General features: G+C 62.2%; 15 protein-coding genes (1 of these 15 only partly in view). 2 read left to right on the top strand and 13 right to left on the bottom strand.

Annotation, left to right across the window (positions count from 1 at the left end):
- A protein-coding gene (locus ACYQ4Z_RS10665) for a methyl-accepting chemotaxis protein (protein WP_459861008.1) crosses the window boundary here: on the bottom strand, window positions 1-344 show its 5' portion. The gene continues 1684 nt to the left of window position 1, outside the view; the window shows 344 of its 2028 coding nt (coding positions 1-344); it begins with the start codon at window positions 342-344; its stop codon lies off the left edge, out of view.
- An 87-nt stretch (window positions 345-431) separates the two neighbouring features.
- Here ACYQ4Z_RS10665 and ACYQ4Z_RS10660 point away from each other — a divergent pair, with 87 nt between their 5' ends.
- The gene (locus ACYQ4Z_RS10660; protein ID WP_119334304.1) at window positions 432-1688 is read left to right on the top strand and encodes a YihY family inner membrane protein; all 1257 of its coding nucleotides are present in this window, start codon (window positions 432-434) and stop codon (window positions 1686-1688) included.
- Between the two features lie 29 nt (window positions 1689-1717).
- On the opposite strand, the gene ccmI is transcribed toward ACYQ4Z_RS10660, so the two are convergent.
- From ccmI to ahpC, 12 genes are all read right to left on the bottom strand, one after another.
- Window positions 1718-2638, bottom strand: coding sequence for a c-type cytochrome biogenesis protein CcmI (gene ccmI / locus ACYQ4Z_RS10655; RefSeq protein WP_285615432.1), 921 nt, complete (start codon window positions 2636-2638; stop codon window positions 1718-1720).
- Window positions 2635-3222 (bottom strand): cytochrome c-type biogenesis protein, encoded by a 588-nt coding sequence (locus ACYQ4Z_RS10650; protein ID WP_459861005.1) that lies wholly within the window; start codon window positions 3220-3222, stop codon window positions 2635-2637. The genes ccmI and ACYQ4Z_RS10650 overlap by 4 nt, the downstream gene beginning before the upstream one ends.
- Window positions 3219-3809, bottom strand: a complete 591-nt coding sequence (locus tag ACYQ4Z_RS10645; protein ID WP_459861003.1) for a DsbE family thiol:disulfide interchange protein — start codon at window positions 3807-3809, stop codon at window positions 3219-3221. Before ACYQ4Z_RS10645 ends, ACYQ4Z_RS10650 begins: the two co-directional genes overlap by 4 nt.
- Window positions 3810-3894: 85 nt before the next feature.
- Window positions 3895-5877: a heme lyase CcmF/NrfE family subunit gene (locus tag ACYQ4Z_RS10640; protein ID WP_219973032.1), complete on the bottom strand. Its 1983-nt coding sequence runs from the start codon at window positions 5875-5877 to the stop codon at window positions 3895-3897.
- Window positions 5878-5881: 4 nt separating this feature from the next.
- Window positions 5882-6328: a cytochrome c maturation protein CcmE gene (gene ccmE / locus ACYQ4Z_RS10635; protein WP_459861000.1), complete on the bottom strand. Its 447-nt coding sequence runs from the start codon at window positions 6326-6328 to the stop codon at window positions 5882-5884.
- Window positions 6325-6531 carry a heme exporter protein CcmD gene (gene ccmD / locus ACYQ4Z_RS10630; protein ID WP_119334298.1) on the bottom strand — a complete coding sequence of 69 codons (207 nt, stop codon included), beginning with the start codon at window positions 6529-6531 and terminating at the stop codon, window positions 6325-6327. The genes ccmE and ccmD overlap by 4 nt, the downstream gene beginning before the upstream one ends.
- A 4-nt stretch (window positions 6532-6535) precedes the next feature.
- A complete protein-coding gene (gene ccmC, locus ACYQ4Z_RS10625; RefSeq protein ID WP_231999994.1) occupies window positions 6536-7348 on the bottom strand; it encodes a heme ABC transporter permease CcmC in 813 nt (270 codons plus the stop codon).
- A gap of 10 nt (window positions 7349-7358) precedes the next feature.
- On the bottom strand, window positions 7359-8027 hold the full coding sequence (gene ccmB, locus ACYQ4Z_RS10620; RefSeq protein ID WP_219973030.1) for a heme exporter protein CcmB: 669 nt from the start codon (window positions 8025-8027) through the stop codon (window positions 7359-7361).
- On the bottom strand, window positions 8024-8674 hold the full coding sequence (gene ccmA / locus ACYQ4Z_RS10615; protein WP_219973029.1) for a cytochrome c biogenesis heme-transporting ATPase CcmA: 651 nt from the start codon (window positions 8672-8674) through the stop codon (window positions 8024-8026). Before ccmA ends, ccmB begins: the two co-directional genes overlap by 4 nt.
- A gap of 104 nt (window positions 8675-8778) precedes the next feature.
- Entirely contained in the window at window positions 8779-9909 is a 1131-nt protein-coding gene (cfa, locus tag ACYQ4Z_RS10610) for a cyclopropane fatty acyl phospholipid synthase (protein WP_219973028.1), read from the bottom strand.
- Between the two features lie 33 nt (window positions 9910-9942).
- Window positions 9943-11520, bottom strand: coding sequence for an alkyl hydroperoxide reductase subunit F (ahpF, locus tag ACYQ4Z_RS10605; RefSeq protein ID WP_459860997.1), 1578 nt, complete (start codon window positions 11518-11520; stop codon window positions 9943-9945).
- Between the two features lie 181 nt (window positions 11521-11701).
- Entirely contained in the window at window positions 11702-12265 is a 564-nt protein-coding gene (gene ahpC, locus ACYQ4Z_RS10600; protein ID WP_119334293.1) for an alkyl hydroperoxide reductase subunit C, read from the bottom strand.
- A gap of 229 nt (window positions 12266-12494) precedes the next feature.
- On the opposite strand from ahpC, the gene ACYQ4Z_RS10595 reads away from it, so the two are divergent.
- Window positions 12495-16391: a DUF3683 domain-containing protein gene (locus tag ACYQ4Z_RS10595; protein WP_219973026.1), complete on the top strand. Its 3897-nt coding sequence runs from the start codon at window positions 12495-12497 to the stop codon at window positions 16389-16391.
- Window positions 16392-16442 lie beyond the last annotated feature (51 nt).

Raw genomic sequence — 16442 nt, 5'->3', positions numbered from 1 at the left:
AAGCGCTCGTTCATCGGGATCCCGCCGATCGCGAGCTGGGGGCCCTTCACCTGTTCCGGCCCCATCGCCACCTGCTGCGCTTCGTTGAGTTCCGGCGTGGTACCGAACGGGAAGAGGCTTTTGAAGACCTTTATTTCGTTTTCTGCGGAGCGCGCCGCAGCGAGTTCGATTCCTTCCAACCCCAACAGCAGTGCGTCAGCTTGCGCCGATAAAGTACGCTCGATTCGCGCGTCGAGCCGCCGCGACTCCACCTGCCAGACGACGAAGGCGCTCACGACGATGAAGATGAGCGTGACCACCGCGGCGCTGAGTGCGATGCGCCGGGTCAACGACTCTCCATTCATTTTTTCTGTCTCCTACTGGGGTAACGATTCCACTATTATCGGCGATCGGGAAAAAAACTTGAGCGGTTTTCGCGGTAAGATCATCCTATGATCCCAGTTTCGCTATTCTGCCGCGCGTTCGCGCGCCGCTTCGCGGATCGCTTCTTGGCCACCAACTGCTGGGAGGTTGCCGGAGGGCTCGCGTTTACCACGCTGTTGGCGCTGGTGCCCGTCGCCACCTTGACGATCCTCTTTTTCCGAACGGTGCCGGCGTTCGCGAAGCTGGGTGAGGCGCTGCGCGAATTTCTCACTGCGAATCTGCTTCCGGAAGCGGCGGCGACGATCATCACCCAATACGCCGAAGCGTTTACCACCAATGCCGGGCAACTCACCGCGTTGGGCTCCACGATGCTGGTTTTCACGTCGGTGTTGCTGCTCGCGACCGTCGAAGATGTCTTCAACCGCATCTGGAATGCGCGGCGCGCCCGGGGTTGGGCCAGGCGGCTGACGCTCTACTGGTTCGTCTTGACCGCGGGACCACTTCTTGTCGGCGGCAGCATCGCCGCGGCACGTGCATTGGCGCAAGAGGCGTCCGAATTCGCTGGCCACGCGTCTTGGTCGGACCAGGTGCTCGCCGTCTTCGTGCCGCTCTCGCTCTTGTGGCTCTTCTTCAGTTTTCTTTATTATGCCGTCCCGCACCACCCCGTGCGGGGTCGAATCGCGGCAACCGCCGGTCTGATCGTGGCGGTGCTCTTTCTGTTGCTGCAGAAGGGGTTTGGTTGGTTCGTCGCCACCATCCCCACCTATACGTTGATCTACGGCGCGTTTGCCACGTTGCCGATCTTCTTGCTCTGGCTCTATTCGCTCTGGCTGCTGATTTTGAGCGGTGCGGTTGCCGCCGCGGCGTTCGAAGAGACCAACGCGGAGATCAAAAGCATGCCGCACTTTCCGGGGTATGAGGCGTTGGCTGCATTCACGATCCTGGAAACGTTGTGGGCTGCGCAGAAGGTGGGCAAGACAGTCGATCAAGAGGAGCTGTGGCACGCTGCGCAGTTGCCCCCGCACGAGTGCGAACGGCTGCTGGATGCGCTGACGGCGCGTGGATGGATCGAGCGCAGCGAAAAGGGCGCATGGCTGGCTGCGATCGCACCGCAGGTGTTGTCACCGGCGCACGTTCTGGCTGCGTTTGCGCTCGACCTCGATGCGTGGCGCCAACATGCGCAGACCCCAGGCGCACGATGGCTCCCCGAGCAGCTTCGGCCCGCTGCGCACGCGTTGGCGCAGCCCTTTGCGTCGTTACGCGAGGAAACTGCCCCGACACAAAGGGAAGAGAACCGCAATTTGCCTTCTGATTCCGCGGGTTGAGCTGACCGAACGGGGGCGTTGCGTGCGCGCTATTTATTCCCTTTTGCGGATAATTTCTGACGCTCTTCGGCAATCGCCGCAGCAACGGCTTGGTGGGCCTCTTCGTTTCCTTCGGTGAGTGGCAAGAGCTGCTCCCAGTAACGAATCGCGGTTGCCGGGTCGTCGTTCGCAGACGCGGCTGCCCCTGCGAGCGCAAGCGCGCGGGGTGATTGCGGCGCAAGTTCGACGGCCTGCTTGATCAGCTTGACCGCATCGCCGTTGAAGCCACCATTCGCCGCTGCGAGCAGTTCGCCCCAATCGAGCAAAACGTCTGGATCGGCCGGGATTTTGTCGCCGATGGCGCGCCACGTCGCCTGCACTGCCTCGGCATCTTCCAGCACCATGTAGGAGCGCGCCAGCATCCGCCACCCCGGTACATCGTCGGGTTGCTGCGCCAAGCGTTCAGCCAACCGCGCCACCAATTGGCGGATGCGCTCGGGCGTGATGCCGCCGTTCTGATTGACAGTGCGCGCGGCCTGCGTGGCAGCAACCACCCGGGCATCATCGGCCCATTGGGGCGATCCCACCACAAGGTAAAACGCGGCTGCGGAAAAGAGTGCCATTCCCAGCGCACCGACTGCCCATCCCGGTTGCGCTGCATCATGCACGAGCTTCTGCCCGCTATCCGGAACTTCGTCGCCGGGCGTTGCCTGCGCAGTCGTTTCCGCCGCAGCCGTCTCGGCCAAGATCCGGGCGCGAAGCTCATCGAGCGCGAGACGAAACGCGTCGTCGTCGATCCGCCCGGCGCGGTGATCGGCTTCGAGCTGCGCTTTTTCCGCCTGGAGCGCAGCAATCACGGCGTCGCGGTGGCTTACCGGCGTACGGGTTCGCACACCGCGCATGAGCGGCCACAGCACGAAGAGCAACACGCCAAGCGCGGTTGCGACACTCAAGAGTATCCATGCGGTCACGAGGATTCCTTTGCTACGCGCGTTTCCGTTTTACTGGGGGAATCACCAACCAGCAACGCGTCGGCCTGCGCCTTGGCCGCCTCGTCGAGGGTGGCTCCCACGCCACTTTGCTGCTGGCGCCGCCGTAAGCCAGACCATAACCCGAAGAGCCCCAGCGCCGCCAATGCGAAAGGGCCGACCCAAAGCAAGAGCGTGCGCGCATCGAAAGGGGGTTCGAAGAGCACGAACTCACCATAGCGCGCAACGAGAAAATCGACGATCTCCTGTTCGCTTTTCCCTGCTTGCAGCATGGCGCGTACTTGGTTCATCAAATCGTGCGCCAATTCGGCGTTCGATTCGGCAATCGACTGGTTTTGGCAGACCACACAGCGTAGCCGGTGCCCCAAAGCCAGTGCGCGCCGTTCGAGTTCAGGATCGTGTAACGGTTGCGCGCGTTGCTCCGCGGCTGGCGCGGCAGCCCAACTCGGCGCCACCGCGCTGAAAGCAATTGCAATCAACAGCCAACCCAGCGTCGCGTCGACGCGAAGGCGGCCCGCCGCGTACCGCCTCAGGACTGCCAACAGAGACTGCACGCACCGCCTCATGACCCCTCCTGGAGCGCCAACCATTTGGCGCGCAACTGATCCTGCCAAACTTCTGGTGTGATCGGCCCGATGTGCTTGTAGCGGATCACCCCTTTGGCGTCGATGAAGAAGGTTTCGGGCGTGCCATAGACGCCGTAATCGATCGCAGCACGGCCGGTGAGATCAACTACCAGATCGGCGTAGGGGTCGCCGCCCGTTTTCAGCCACGCGCCAATACGCTGCCACGCCAATTGCGCTTCGGCTTCCGGAGACAATTTGCGCGCGTCGAGTCCGGCATCGCCGCGAATCTCTTTATAGTTGAAGCCGATGATGCGCACCCCCTCTTGTTTGAGGCGCATCAACGTTGCGTGCTCTTGGCGGCACGAAACGCACCACGTCGCCCAGACGTTGAGCAAATAGGGCTTTCCTGCCCATGCCGCAGGCGTCACGGTGACAGCGGGTTCCGCAAAGCGCGGCAAGGTGAAATGGGGCGCAGTTTTGCCAATGAGTGGAGATGGGATCTCACGGGGGTTCAGGCGAAAGCCAACCGCAAAGAGCACGACGAGCCCCAGGAACACCACCAGCGGTACCACATATTTCCAGCGCATCAATAGGCTCCTCTTCGAAGTCGCAACCCCGCTACGAGCGAACGATCCCACTCAAACCAATCGCCACCGCGATCGACAACGGCGGTCACACCCGCACCCCCACTGCGCCAGCAGGCACCGCCAGATGGGCCCGTTGCCGCCGGTAGCGGCGGTCGAGCGCGGCAACGGCCCCACCCACCGCCATCAGCAACGGGCCAAGCCAGAGAAAGAGCACCATCGGTTTATAGAAGAGCATCACCACCCACTCACTTTCGTTCACCGGGTCGCCCAGCGATACGTAGATGTCGCGCCGCCACGTCGTGTCGATCGCCGCTTCGGTCATCGGCATCGCGGAGAAATGGTAGTTGCGTTTTTCGGGGTGCAGCACCGCGACGGGTTTTCCGTCCGCTGTCGTGACCACGATCGTCCCACGCATCGCGGTGTAGTTCGGCCCTGGTTTTTCTTCGACGCCTTGGAAGCGGAACCGATAGCTGGCCAGCTCCGCGACCTGCCCCGGCGCCATTTTGACGTCGAGCCGCGCTTCGAACGCACCCAACAGCGTCGCGCCCATGATGAAGACGCCAACCCCCAGATGAGCCAACCACATCCCCCACCACGAACCGGGAATGCGGGAGAGCCGCTCAGAAATGCTCTGACCTTCCGCGCGGTTCTGCAGCCGCTCCCAGAGTAACCGGGCACTGCCCCAAGTGACCCAGAGCGTGAGCCAGAGCCCCAGCCACGCGCGCAAGGTCACGTGGTCGGCCGCCGCCAGCAACGCCAGCGCCGCCGATGCCGTCACCACGAAATCGAGCACCAGGCGCTTGCTCAGCCGTCGCCAATCGTCCTGTTTCCAGCGCAAGAACGGGGATATCGCCATGAAGAACACCGCTGGTGTCATCAGCGGGACGAAGACCGCAACGAAGTAGGGTTCGCCCACTGAGAGCTTGCCAAGCCCCAACGCATCCATCAACAGCGGATAGACGGTGCCCAACAGGACGGCAAGCGCCGCCGCACTCATCAAGACGTTATTGACCAGAAGCGTCGCTTCCCGCGAAAACCAACCGAACGCGCCACCGCCTGCGAGCATTGGCGCACGCCAAGCGAAGAGCGCGAGCGACACCCCGACCGTTACCGCCAGCAACCCCAGAATGAAAAGGCCGCGCGACGGGTCGGAGGCAAACGCATGGACCGAAGTAATCACGCCGGAACGGACCAGAAACGTCCCCAACAGCGACAGAGAAAACGCGGCGATCGCCAAAAGGACGGTCCAAGCGCGAAACGCGCCACGCTTTTCGGTGACGATGATCGAATGGATGAACGCGGTCATCACCAGCCACGGAATGAACGAGGCGTTTTCCACGGGGTCCCAGAACCACCAGCCCCCCCATCCGAGTTCGTAATAGGCCCACCACGAGCCAACCATGATGCCCAAAGTGAGAAAGAGCCACGCGGTGAGCGCCCATGGCCGTGCCCAGCGCGACCACGCCGCGTCCATACGCCCGGAAAGCAGCGCGGCGATCGCAAACGCGAAGGTGACCGCAGTACCGACGTAGCCCATGTACAGCAGCGGCGGGTGGATGATCATGCCCGGGTCTTGCAGCAGCGGATTGAGGTCTCGCCCTTGTTCTGGCGCTGGCACCAAGCGCGAGAAGGGGTTGGAGGTAAGCGTCAGAAAAAGCAGAAACCCGAAACTGACCAGCCCCAACACCCCAACGACACGCGCGCGCATCGCTTCAGTGAGCGCTTGCGACCGCCACGCCACTGCGGCACTCCAGCCAGCGAGCGCCACCGCCCACATCAGCATCGACCCTTCGTGGTTACCCCATGCCGCGGTCACCTGGTAAAACCAGGGCGTCAATGTCGAAGAGTTTTGGGCGACCAACGCTACCGAAAAATCGCTGCGCAGAAAGAGCGCGATGAGCACCGCAAACGCGGTGGCGAGCACCGCACCTTGCGCCAATGCCGCACGCCGCGCCGTGACCATCCACGCAACCCGCCCGCGCTGCGCGCCAGCCAAACCAAAAAACGCCTGCAGCGCGGCAACCGCAATCGCCAGCGCCAGAAGCACCTGCCCCCACTCCGCCAACATCCCGTCACTCCTTCAGGCTTTGCGCCGCCCGCTGCGCCTGGTCGACAGCGTGGGACGCTTCCGGGGGCATGTAGGTTTCGTCGTGCTTCGCCAGCACCTTCTTCGCCTCAAATACGCCGTCGGGGCGAAGCACCCCTTCGGCTACTGCGCCTTGGTTCTCACCGAAGAGGTCAGGCAGTGCGCCGCGGTAGACGACAGGAAGCGCATGTGCGGTATCGGTGATCCGAAAGGTCACCGTGACTCCGTCCGGACCGCGTTGAATCGAACCGGCCTCGACCAACCCCCCCACACGAAAGTAGCGCCCCTCTTGCGCCTTACCCTGCACGATGTCGCTCGGTGTGACGAAAAAGACGAGGTTTTCTTGGAATGCCGAGAGCACCAGCGCCACCGCGCTTGCCAGTAGCGCCACCCCGACCAGGATCAAGGTCAAACGTTTCTTGCGCGGACTCATCGCGTCGTCTCCGTGGGTTGCACTGGCTCATCGAGCGTTTCCCATTCTGCCGCATGGGCCACGCGCGCGGCCGCGTGCCGCGCCAAACGGCGAAGCTGAAACACCTCGAACGCAATCAGCGCAAAGGTCACGAAATAGCTCCCCCACACGAACGGCGCTTTTCCACCCATCGCCCAGAACGCCGACCAAGAGCCCCATTCCATCCTGCTACTCCTTTTCTGCTTCGCGTTTCGCGACCATGGCTGCCGCTGCTTTCTGCGCCCAGTCGGTATGCGCCTCCCGCAACAACACCATGCTGCGCGCCCGTGCCAACGCCACCGCGATCGAATAGCTCCACGCGGCAAAGGTCATGATGAGCATCGTCACCAGCATCACGGTTGCCATCGACGGCGCTTTGGTGAGACTGACCGAAGCGCCTTGGTGCAACGTATTCCACCACTGCACCGAAAAATAGATGATCGGCACGTTGATCGAACCGACGATCGCCAGGATCGCTCCGGCCCGATCGGCACGCCGAGGATCCTCGATGCTGCGCACGAGCGCGATGTATCCCAAATAAAGGAACATCAGCAGCAACTGCGAGGTCATTCGAGCATCCCACGCCCAGTAAGTTCCCCACGTCGGTTTGCCCCAAAGGGCGCCGGTCCAGAGCGCGACGAAACACCAGAGCGCGCCCGTTGGGGCGAGCGCGTGCGCAAGGATGAACGAGACGCGGGTGTTGAGCGTCAACCCCACGATCCCCCAGAACGCCATCGCCAAATAGATGATCATACTCATCCACGCAGCCGGTACGTGGATATAAATCACGCGATAAACCTCTCCTTGGCGAAAATCGGACGGTGCCACGAAAAAAGCTGCGTAGAGCCCCACGACAGCCAACAGCACCGCCGCCCAGCCGAACCAAGGGACCAGTTTTCCCGTGAGCCAGAAGAACTCTTTGGGTGCGGCAAAGCGCCACCAACTCTTCGGCGAGCGCATCTTCGTTTCGGCAGCGGCCCGCCATGCGTCGATTCGACTCATCCCTTCCTTCCTACTCCACAGCCAAACGCAGCGCCGCGGCACACCCCCACGGGGCGAGCGCGGTAGCGGCCAACGACCCACCGGCCAAAAGCGCCAACTGTGCCGCGAACGGAGCGCCATCGCGCGCGCTCGTCACCGCATCGACGCCGAAGATCAGCACCGGCACGAAGAGTGGCAAGACCAAAAGCGCCAGCAACAGACCGCTTGCGCGCAACCCGAGCGTCAGCGCCGCTCCCACCGCGCCGATCAAGGTCAGCATCGGTGTACCCAAAAGCAGCGTCACGGGCAACCACCCATAAACTACTGGTTCGACGTCGTAAAGGAGCGCCAGAAGCGGCGCCAAAACAGCAAGCGGCACGGCCGTAGTCACCCAATGGGCCAACAGTTTCGCACCCAGCCAAACCGGCGCTGGTTCGGCAGACAACAACAATTGCTCCAAAGTTCCATCCCGCCAGTCGTGTTCGAATAGACGTGGCAGCGTCAGGAGCACCGCAAGGAGCGCGGTCACCCACAGGATTCCTGGCGCGATCGTGCGCAACAGCCGCTCATCGGTACCCACGCCGAAAGGGAACAAGGTGGCGACGATAACGAAAAAGGTGAGCGCAACCAGCGTGTCGGCGCGGCTTCGCCAAGCCAGCAGCGCCTCACGCCGCAATACCGCCAGAAAGAGCGCGATCATGCGGCGCGCCTCCGCGCGGGTCGAAACGCGCCGAGATCAAGGGTACGCACCGGCACACAAAACGGCGCTTCCTGGTGGGTGGTCAATAGAATCAGCCCGCCTGCTTGGGCATGCGCCTCGATCAAGCGGGTGAGCGTCGTCACGAACGCCTGATCGAGCGCCGTGAGCGGTTCGTCCAAAAGCCAAACGGTTCGCGTACGTGCAAAAAAGAGACGCGCAAGCCCCACCCGACGGCGCTGACCTGCAGACAGGACTTTGAGCGGCAGATCACGCTGCGCGGCCAACCCAACTTGCGCAAGCGCCTCGTCGACCGCGCGGGACGACGGGTACGCACCCATCAACGCACAGAGAAAGCGCACATTTTCCCGCGGCGAGAGAAGCTCGTTCGCGGCCAACGCGTGGCCAAGATAGCACTGTTCGGCAAGCCACGCGTCGCGTGCCACACTGAGCGGTTGGTCGCGAAAATAGATCGTCCCGCGCGCAACGGGCAGTAGCCCCGCCACCATGCGCAACAGGGTGCTCTTCCCGACGCCGTTTTCGCCCGTGATGCGCACCACTTCGCCGGGCTCGAACGTCGCGGAAAGGCGATGGAACAGCAACCGCTCCCCTCTGCGCCCCGCCAGATCGTGCCACCTCAAGAGTGCCATGCCGCCCCATCTCGAACCACGCTTGCGCGATTGTACCCGAAGGGCGCACGCCGGTCGTGGTCTTTGCGGTGGCACACGTTTACGTACCGGGCAGGAAGCGGCGATCAGGCGACGCGGCAATACCCCCCAGAGACCCCTTCCGGCGCCAACACGATTTGCCAAAGCTGACTGTCCCGGGCGCGGAACGTTCCGGCGCACACCAGGAGATAGTAGCGCCACATGCGGTAAAAGCGTTTGCCGTACCGCGCCGCGAAGCGTGGCCACGCGGCTTCGAACCGCTCATACCACGCCATCAGCGTTTTGTCGTAGTCGGCACCGAAATTGTGGACATCCTCGATGACGAAAAGCGGCTCTGCTGCGCGAGCGATGTCCGAAAGCGCAGGCAGTTCGCCGTTTGGAAAGATATATTTCTCGATCCATGGATCGACACCCCGCCCCGGTTTGCGTTTGCCGATCGTGTGCAGGAGGAAAAGCCCGTCGGCTTTGAGTGCCCGCCGGACCGCGCGGAAAAAGGCAGGATAGTTGCGCACCCCAACGTGTTCGAACATCCCGACCGACGCGACGCGATCGAACGGTCCACCATAGGCGGCCGGGTCGAACTCGCGATAATCGGCAAGAACGAAGGTCACCGGCAGATCGCGGCACTGCTCTTGCCCAAAGCGCGCTTGATCCTGCGAAATGGTGATTCCGACGCACGTCACCCCGTAGCGCTCCGCCGCAAAGCGCATAAGGCTCCCCCATCCGCACCCGACGTCAAGGAGTCGCATACCGGGCTTCAGCCCCAATTTGCGGCAGATGAGGTCGAGTTTCGCTTCCTGCGCTTCGTCGAGTGTCGTCGCGTTTGCCCAGTAACCGCACGAATAGGCCATGGTGGGGCCAAGCATCGCGGCAAAGAAGTCGCTTCCCAGGTCGTAGTGGGCACGCCCCACTTCCCACGCCCGGCTGCGCGACTGCAGGTTGATGAGCACCGACTGCATCGCCAAGAGCGCACGCCGCCAGTCGCGCAACCGTTCGTCGAGCTTCGCGGTAAGCGCGCGGGCGATCAGTTCGTCGAGCGCGTCACAGTCCCACCACCCGTCGATGTAGGACTCGCCCAACCCCAGACTTCCTTTTGCGAGTACCCGGTCGAAAAAATCGGGGTGATGGACGGTGATGTCCCAGGGACGCACCCCGCCGATTTCGACGTCGATCTCTTGCAACCACTCCCGGATCGTCGCTTCCGCGCGCTTGGGCATGGCTCCCCCTCCATTGTCTAGGATGACACGACCCTACGCGGCGCTTTGGCGGATCAGAAAGTCGAACGCCGAAAGCGCCGCTTTTGCTCCTTCGCCCATCGCAATGATAATCTGTTTGTAGGGTACCGTGGTGCAATCGCCCGCGGCAAAAATTCCCGGAACACTGGTCGCACACCGCGGATCGATCTCGATCTCGCCGAAACGGTTGCGCGCCACTACCCCGTCGAGCCAATCGGTGTTGGGCACGAGTCCGATTTGGACGAAGACCGCTGCCGCGTCGATCTGCCGCTCTTCCCCCGAAGCGCGGTCGCGATAGCGCAACCCGGTCATCTTCTGCCCGTCTCCCAAGATCTCGAGCGTTTCCGCTTGGGTGATCACGGTGACGTTCGGCAGCGAAAAGAGTTTTTTCTGCAAAACCGCGTCGGCCTTGAGCGCATCGGCATACTCGAGGAGCGTCACGTGCTGGACGATGCCCGCAAGGTCGATCGCCGCCTCGACGCCGGAATTGCCGCCGCCCACGACGATCACCGGCTTACCTTTGAAGAGTGGCCCATCGCAGTGGGGGCAGTACGCAACCCCTTTACCGCGGTATTCCCGTTCCCCCGGCACGTTGAGCTCCCGCCAGCGCGCCCCCGTCGCCAGGATCACCGTTTTCGCCTTGAGCTCGGCGCCGTTGGCGAGCTGGACCACCGCCGGCTGCCCCGCCGCGCCGGGACGCAACCCCACGGCGCGCTGATGGTTCATCACATCGACCTCATACGCCTTGACGTGTTCTTCGAGCCCAGCGACCAATTTCGGCCCTACGGTCTCCTTGACCGAGATGAAGTTCTCGATCGCCAGCGTGTCCATCACCTGACCACCAAAGCGCTCCGCGACGATCCCTGTCGTGATCCCTTTGCGCGCGGCATAGATCGCCGCTGCCGCCCCGGCTGGCCCGCCACCGACGATCAACACGTCGAAAAGCGGCTTTTGCGCCAATTGCGCACGCACCCGTTCGTCGTTTTTGGTGTCGACCTTGGCCAGGATCTCCGGCAATTCCATCCGCCCCTGGCCAAAGAGCGCCCCGTTGAGATAGACGGTGGGCACCGCCATGATCTGCCGGGACTCGACCTCCTGCGGAAAACGCGCACCGTCGATCATCACCGCGGTGACGTTGGGGTTGAGCGCTGCGATCGTGTTCACCGCCTGTACGACATCGGGACAGTTGTGGCAGGAAAGCGAGACATAGACCTCGAACGCCAACGGCGCAGTAAGGCTTTTGACCTGGTCGATCACCGCCTGATCCACCTTGGGGGGGTAGCCGCTCACCTGCAGCAGCGCCAGAATGAGCGACGCGAACTCGTGCCCCAACGGCAACCCGGCAAAATGGACCCGCGGTGCCTCGCCGGGACGGGTCACTGCAAACGCAGGGCGCCGCCCGCCCGCGACTTCGTCTCCCATCGCTTCGCGCACCGTCACCTTGGGACTGGCTGCGCGAATCGCTTCGATCAACTCGCCCAATTGCTTCGCCGCGTCGCTGGCGTCGAGCGCGGTCACGAGCTCGATCGGTTCGACCAACCGTTCCAAATATTGCCGAAGTGCCGCTTGGGTTTGTTCATCTAAAAGTGCCATCGTGATTCTCCTTCGTAACCGGACCAAACCGCGAGGCAAAAAGCCCCCTGGTTTCCCCCCCTCGGGGCCCCTTGCCACGCGCTTTGGCGTCTTGTCGCTCTGTTGGGATTGGGTTGGTAGTGGCACGGCAGCGCGCCGGCTGCCGCGCCGAATCGGTCAAAAAAGATCGACCCGGGTGTGCTTAGATCTTACCGACGAGATCGATCGAGGGCTTCAGCGTCTCGGCGCCTTCGTTCCACTTCGCCGGGCAGACTTCACCCGGGTGTTCGGCCACGTACTTCGCCGCTTTCACTTTGCGCAAGAGTTCTGCCGCATTCCGGCCGATGCTGTTGTCATTGACCTCCATGCCCTTGATCACGCCGTTCGGGTCGATGATGAAGGTCCCACGCAACGCCAGGCCTTCGTCCTCGATGAGCACGTCGAACGCGCGGGCGAGTTTTTGCGCCGGATCGCCCAGCATCGGGTACTTCACCTTCTTGATCGCAGGCGAGGTTTCGGCCCACGCCTTGTGGGTGAAATGGGTATCGGTCGAGACTGCGTAGATTTCGCAATTGACCTTCTTGAACTCGTCGTAAAGATCCGCCAAGTCTTCGAGCTCGGTCGGGCAGACGAAGGTGAAGTCGGCCGGGTAGAAAACGAAGACCGACCAGTGGCCCTTGAGATCGGCGTCGGTGATCTCTTTGAATTGACCATTGACATACGCTTGGGCTTTGAATGCGGGCACTTGGGTATTGATCAAGCTCATCGTGTAACCTCCTTTTCTGACAAAAAACCCAGGACACAACCCGCTGCTCGACCCTGGGGCATCGAACAGCACGGGAATCATTGTAGGGCCAGAGACGATAAATTCCAATTGCACCCAACAATCATTTCAATTGTCTCAGGCAATCGTAAAGCCATAACATCAAGCACTGTTTGGAACGAACGGCTTTGCGTACAATCGAACCTGACGACGACAAGGAGCGACTGTCACGATGACTCGTTTGCGCGAAATCCCCTATAACTACACTTCACTCTCCGACCGCGAAATCGTCATTCGCCTGTTGGGAACAGAAGCCTGGTCGATCATCGAATCGCTGCGTGGCGAACGCGTCACCGGACGCAGCGCGCGGATGCTCTACGAAATCCTCGGGGACATGTGGGTCATTGAGCGCAACCCCTACCTGCAAGACGACCTCCTTGACCACCCCAAAAGGCGGCAGGCGCTCATCGACGCGCTCTACCACCGTCTGAACGAAGTCGAAAAACGGCGGCAAGCCAGTGCACACGAAGATCCCACGCGCGCCGAACGGGTCGGTCAACTGGTCACCTACGTTCGCGAGGCGATCGAACGGTTCGCGCGACAATTCGACGAGATCGCGCGCTTGCGCGAACAGGTGGTCAAAAAACTCTCCCGCTACACGCGGCGCGACAACATCCTGTTCGACGGGCACAGCCGAGTGAGCCACGTCACCGACGCCACCGACTGGCGGGTCGAATACCCTTTCGTGGTGCTCTGCCCGGATAGTGAGGAAGAGATCGCGCCGCTCGTGCGCGCGTGCATCGAACTGGGGCTCACGATCATTCCGCGCGGCGGCGGCACCGGCTACACCGGCGGCGCAGTCCCGCTGGACGCAAAGAGCGTCGTGATCAACACCGAAAAGCTCCTGATGATGAGCCCAGTGGAGATGGTCCATCTTCCAGACCGCGACGGCAACCCGATGAAGACCCCGTATGCGACGATCCGCACCGGCGCGGGCGTGGTCACCGCGCGGGTCGCCGAAGCAGCAGCGGCGGCCGGCCGGGTCTTCGCCGTCGACCCCACGAGCGCCGAAGCATCGTGCATCGGCGGCAACATCGCGATGAACGCGGGCGGCAAGAAAGCGGTCCTGTGGGGCACCGCGCTCGACAACCTCGCGTGGTGGAAAATGGTCACCCCCGACGGCAACTGGCTGGAGGTGGAGCGCCTTGATCACAACTTCGGCAAGATTCACGAACAAGAGACCGTCCGATTCCGGCTCAAGCGCTTCGACGGCAAAACCTATGCCCCGTTGGGCGAAGAGCTCCTCGAACTTCCTGGCGCAAGCCTGCGCAAACCGGGATTGGGCAAAGACGTCACCGACAAATACCTGGGCGGCATCCCGGGGGTGCAGAAAGAGGGAACCGACGGGATCATCGTCGCGGCGCGCTGGGTGCTCCACGAAATGCCGCCGGTGCAGCGTACCGTCTGTCTCGAATTCTTCGGCCAAGTGCGGGAAGCGGTGCCTGCGATCGTCGAGATCACCGACTACTTCAAACCGGGCGGTGCGGGCCATGCCGCAGGCGTCAAATTGGCCGGGCTCGAACACCTCGACGAGCGCTACGTCAAGGCGGTGGGCTACACCACCAAAGCCAAACGGCATGGCCGGCCGAAGATGGTGCTCATTGGCGACATCGTCGGCTACGACGAAGCGGCGGTGATGCGCGCGGCGTCCGAGGTGGTGCGCATGGGGAACCTGCGCGGTGGCGAAGGGTTCATCGCGGTGAGCCCCGAGCAGCGTAAAGCGTTCTGGGCCGACCGTTCGCGCACTGCGGCGATCTCCCGCCACACCAACGCGTTCAAAATCAACGAAGACGTGGTGATCCCGCTACCGCGCATGGGCGACTATTGCGACGCGATCGAGCGGATCAACATCGAACTTTCGCTCGAAAACAAGCTCGAGATCTGCGACGCGATCGAGCAGTTCTTGGCCAACGAACCGCTCCCGGTCGCGGAAGCCGACGGTGAAACCACACCCCCTGCCGAATGGATCGAAGAAAAGCGCGCCCAGGCGCTCGAACTGGTGCGCGAAGTGAAGCGGCGTTGGCAGTGGCTCTACCAGTCGCTCGACCTCCCGTTGGCCGAAGCCGAAGCGCACTTTGCCGAATATGGGATTCGCGCCAGCGAATACCAAAACACCGCCCCCAATCCAACGCTCTTCCACCGACTTCAGGACTACTCAGTACGCGTCTCGTGGAAGCGCGAACTCAAAGCGCCGCTCGAATCGATCTTCGCCGGACAGTTCTTTGCCCCGACGCATGCCAAACTGCAGGCGATCCAAAAAGCGGTCCTGAGAGGGCGTCTTTTCGTTGCGCTGCACATGCACGCCGGCGACGGCAACGTGCACACCAACATCCCGGTCAATTCCGACCACTACCAGATGCTGCAACGCGCCAACCAGGTGGTCGACCGCATCATGGCGATCGCCAAGGAGCTGGGTGGCGTGATTTCGGGTGAGCACGGCATCGGGATCACCAAGTTCGACTACCTCGAACCCGAAAAGCTACAGGCGTTCTGGGCGTACAAAGAGCGCGTCGACCCGGAAGGGCGCTTCAACCGTGGCAAATTGATGCCCGGTGGGAATCTCGCCCGCGCCTACACCCCGTCGTTCAACCTGATGGGGCACGAATCGCTCATCATGGAACAGACCGACCTCAAAGGCATTTCCGACGCGATCAAAGATTGCCTGCGCTGCGGCAAATGCAAACCGGTTTGTTCCACCCACGTGCCGCGAGCGAACCTCCTCTACAGTCCGCGCAACAAAATTCTTTCCACGTCGCTCTTGATCGAAGCGATCCTCTACGAAGAACAGACGCGGCGCGGCGTTTCTGTTGCCCATTGGCAGGCGTTCGAAGACGTGGGCGACCACTGCACCGTCTGCCACAAGTGCCTGAAGCCGTGCCCAGTGGACATCGACTTTGGCGACGTCTCGATCAGCATGCGCAACCTCCTGCGCAAATTGGGCAAAAAATCGTTCAACCCAGGCACCGCCGCGGCGATGGCGTTCCTCACCGTGAAAGACCCGACGACGGTGAAACTGATCCGCAGCGTGATGATCGACCTCGGTTATCGCGCCCAACGCTTTGCCTACCGCACCGCGAAACGGTTCGGTCTCATCCAGGCACAGACCCAACAACCGCCCGCTACCCGCGGCAAAGCGCCGGTGCGCGCGCAGGTGATCCATTTCATCAACAAACCGATGCCGGGGAACTTGCCCAAACGCACCGCCCGGCAATTGCTCGACATCGAAGACGACAAGATCATCCCGGTGATCCGCAACCCCAGGGTGCCCGCAGACGAGTCGGAAGCGGTCTTCTATTTCCCCGGTTGCGGCTCGGAACGGCTCTTTTCGCAAGTGGGGCTCGCCACGCAAGCGATGCTCTACCACGTGGGTGCCACCTGCGTGCTACCGCCCGGGTACCTCTGCTGCGGCTATCCGCAGACCGCCGCCGGGTTCGAAGCGCAAGGACAGAAGATCATCACCGACAACCGCGTGCTCTTTCACCGCGTCGCAAACACCCTCAACTACCTCGACATCAAAACGGTGATCGTCAGTTGCGGCACCTGCATGGATCAGCTCCTCAAATACCAGTTCGAGCAGATCTTCCCGGGTTGCCGTTTGCTCGACATCCACGAATACCTGATGGAAAAAGGGGTCCAGCTCGAAGGGGTCTCGGGTGTGCGTTACATGTACCACGACCCGTGCCACACGCCGATGAAGACCCACCAGCCCCTCAAAGTGGCACAGACGCTGATGGGCACTGAGGTGAAACTCTCCGAACGTTGTTGTGGGGAATCGGGCACGCTGGCGGTATCGCGCCCCGACGTCTCAACCCAAGTACGGTTCCGTAAGCAGGAAGAGCTCGAAAAAGACGCGGCGCTGATCCGCAAAGACCAGCCCAACGTGCCGATCAAGGTGCTCACCAGCTGTCCCAGTTGTTTGCAGGGACTGGCGCGCTACGCCGACGACGCGGGGGGGCTGGACGCCGACTACATCGTCGTCGAAATCGCCAAGCACGTGCTGGGCGAAAATTGGCTGGTGGAATACGTCGAAAAAGTACGCGCAGGCGGCGTCGAGCGGGTATTGTTGTAAGGGGAACGTTGCGCGCATGTTGCGGTAAACTGGGCGGTCGCTCCTCCTGGA

It is taken from the genome of Hydrogenophilus hirschii (assembly GCF_054656675.1).
The sequence above is the reverse complement of the archived record's forward strand: the minus strand, read 5'-3'. Positions and strand labels throughout refer to the sequence as shown.

What these genes read in the sequence shown, in the direction of transcription:
- ACYQ4Z_RS10660 (WP_119334304.1), top strand. Translation starts at nt 432, where the DNA reads ATGATCCCAGTTTCGCTATTCTGCCGCGCGTTCGCGCGCCGCTTCGCG.
- ACYQ4Z_RS10650 (WP_459861005.1), bottom strand. Translation starts at nt 3,222, where the DNA reads ATGAGGCGGTGCGTGCAGTCTCTGTTGGCAGTCCTGAGGCGGTACGCG.
- ACYQ4Z_RS10645 (WP_459861003.1), bottom strand. Translation starts at nt 3,809, where the DNA reads ATGCGCTGGAAATATGTGGTACCGCTGGTGGTGTTCCTGGGGCTCGTC.
- ACYQ4Z_RS10640 (WP_219973032.1), bottom strand. Translation starts at nt 5,877, where the DNA reads ATGTTGGCGGAGTGGGGGCAGGTGCTTCTGGCGCTGGCGATTGCGGTT.
- ccmE (WP_459861000.1), bottom strand. Translation starts at nt 6,328, where the DNA reads ATGAGTCCGCGCAAGAAACGTTTGACCTTGATCCTGGTCGGGGTGGCG.
- ccmD (WP_119334298.1), bottom strand. Translation starts at nt 6,531, where the DNA reads ATGGAATGGGGCTCTTGGTCGGCGTTCTGGGCGATGGGTGGAAAAGCG.
- ccmC (WP_231999994.1), bottom strand. Translation starts at nt 7,348, where the DNA reads ATGAGTCGAATCGACGCATGGCGGGCCGCTGCCGAAACGAAGATGCGC.
- ccmB (WP_219973030.1), bottom strand. Translation starts at nt 8,027, where the DNA reads ATGATCGCGCTCTTTCTGGCGGTATTGCGGCGTGAGGCGCTGCTGGCT.
- ccmA (WP_219973029.1), bottom strand. Translation starts at nt 8,674, where the DNA reads ATGGCACTCTTGAGGTGGCACGATCTGGCGGGGCGCAGAGGGGAGCGG.
- cfa (WP_219973028.1), bottom strand. Translation starts at nt 9,909, where the DNA reads ATGCCCAAGCGCGCGGAAGCGACGATCCGGGAGTGGTTGCAAGAGATC.
- ahpF (WP_459860997.1), bottom strand. Translation starts at nt 11,520, where the DNA reads ATGGCACTTTTAGATGAACAAACCCAAGCGGCACTTCGGCAATATTTG.
- ahpC (WP_119334293.1), bottom strand. Translation starts at nt 12,265, where the DNA reads ATGAGCTTGATCAATACCCAAGTGCCCGCATTCAAAGCCCAAGCGTAT.
- ACYQ4Z_RS10595 (WP_219973026.1), top strand. Translation starts at nt 12,495, where the DNA reads ATGACTCGTTTGCGCGAAATCCCCTATAACTACACTTCACTCTCCGAC.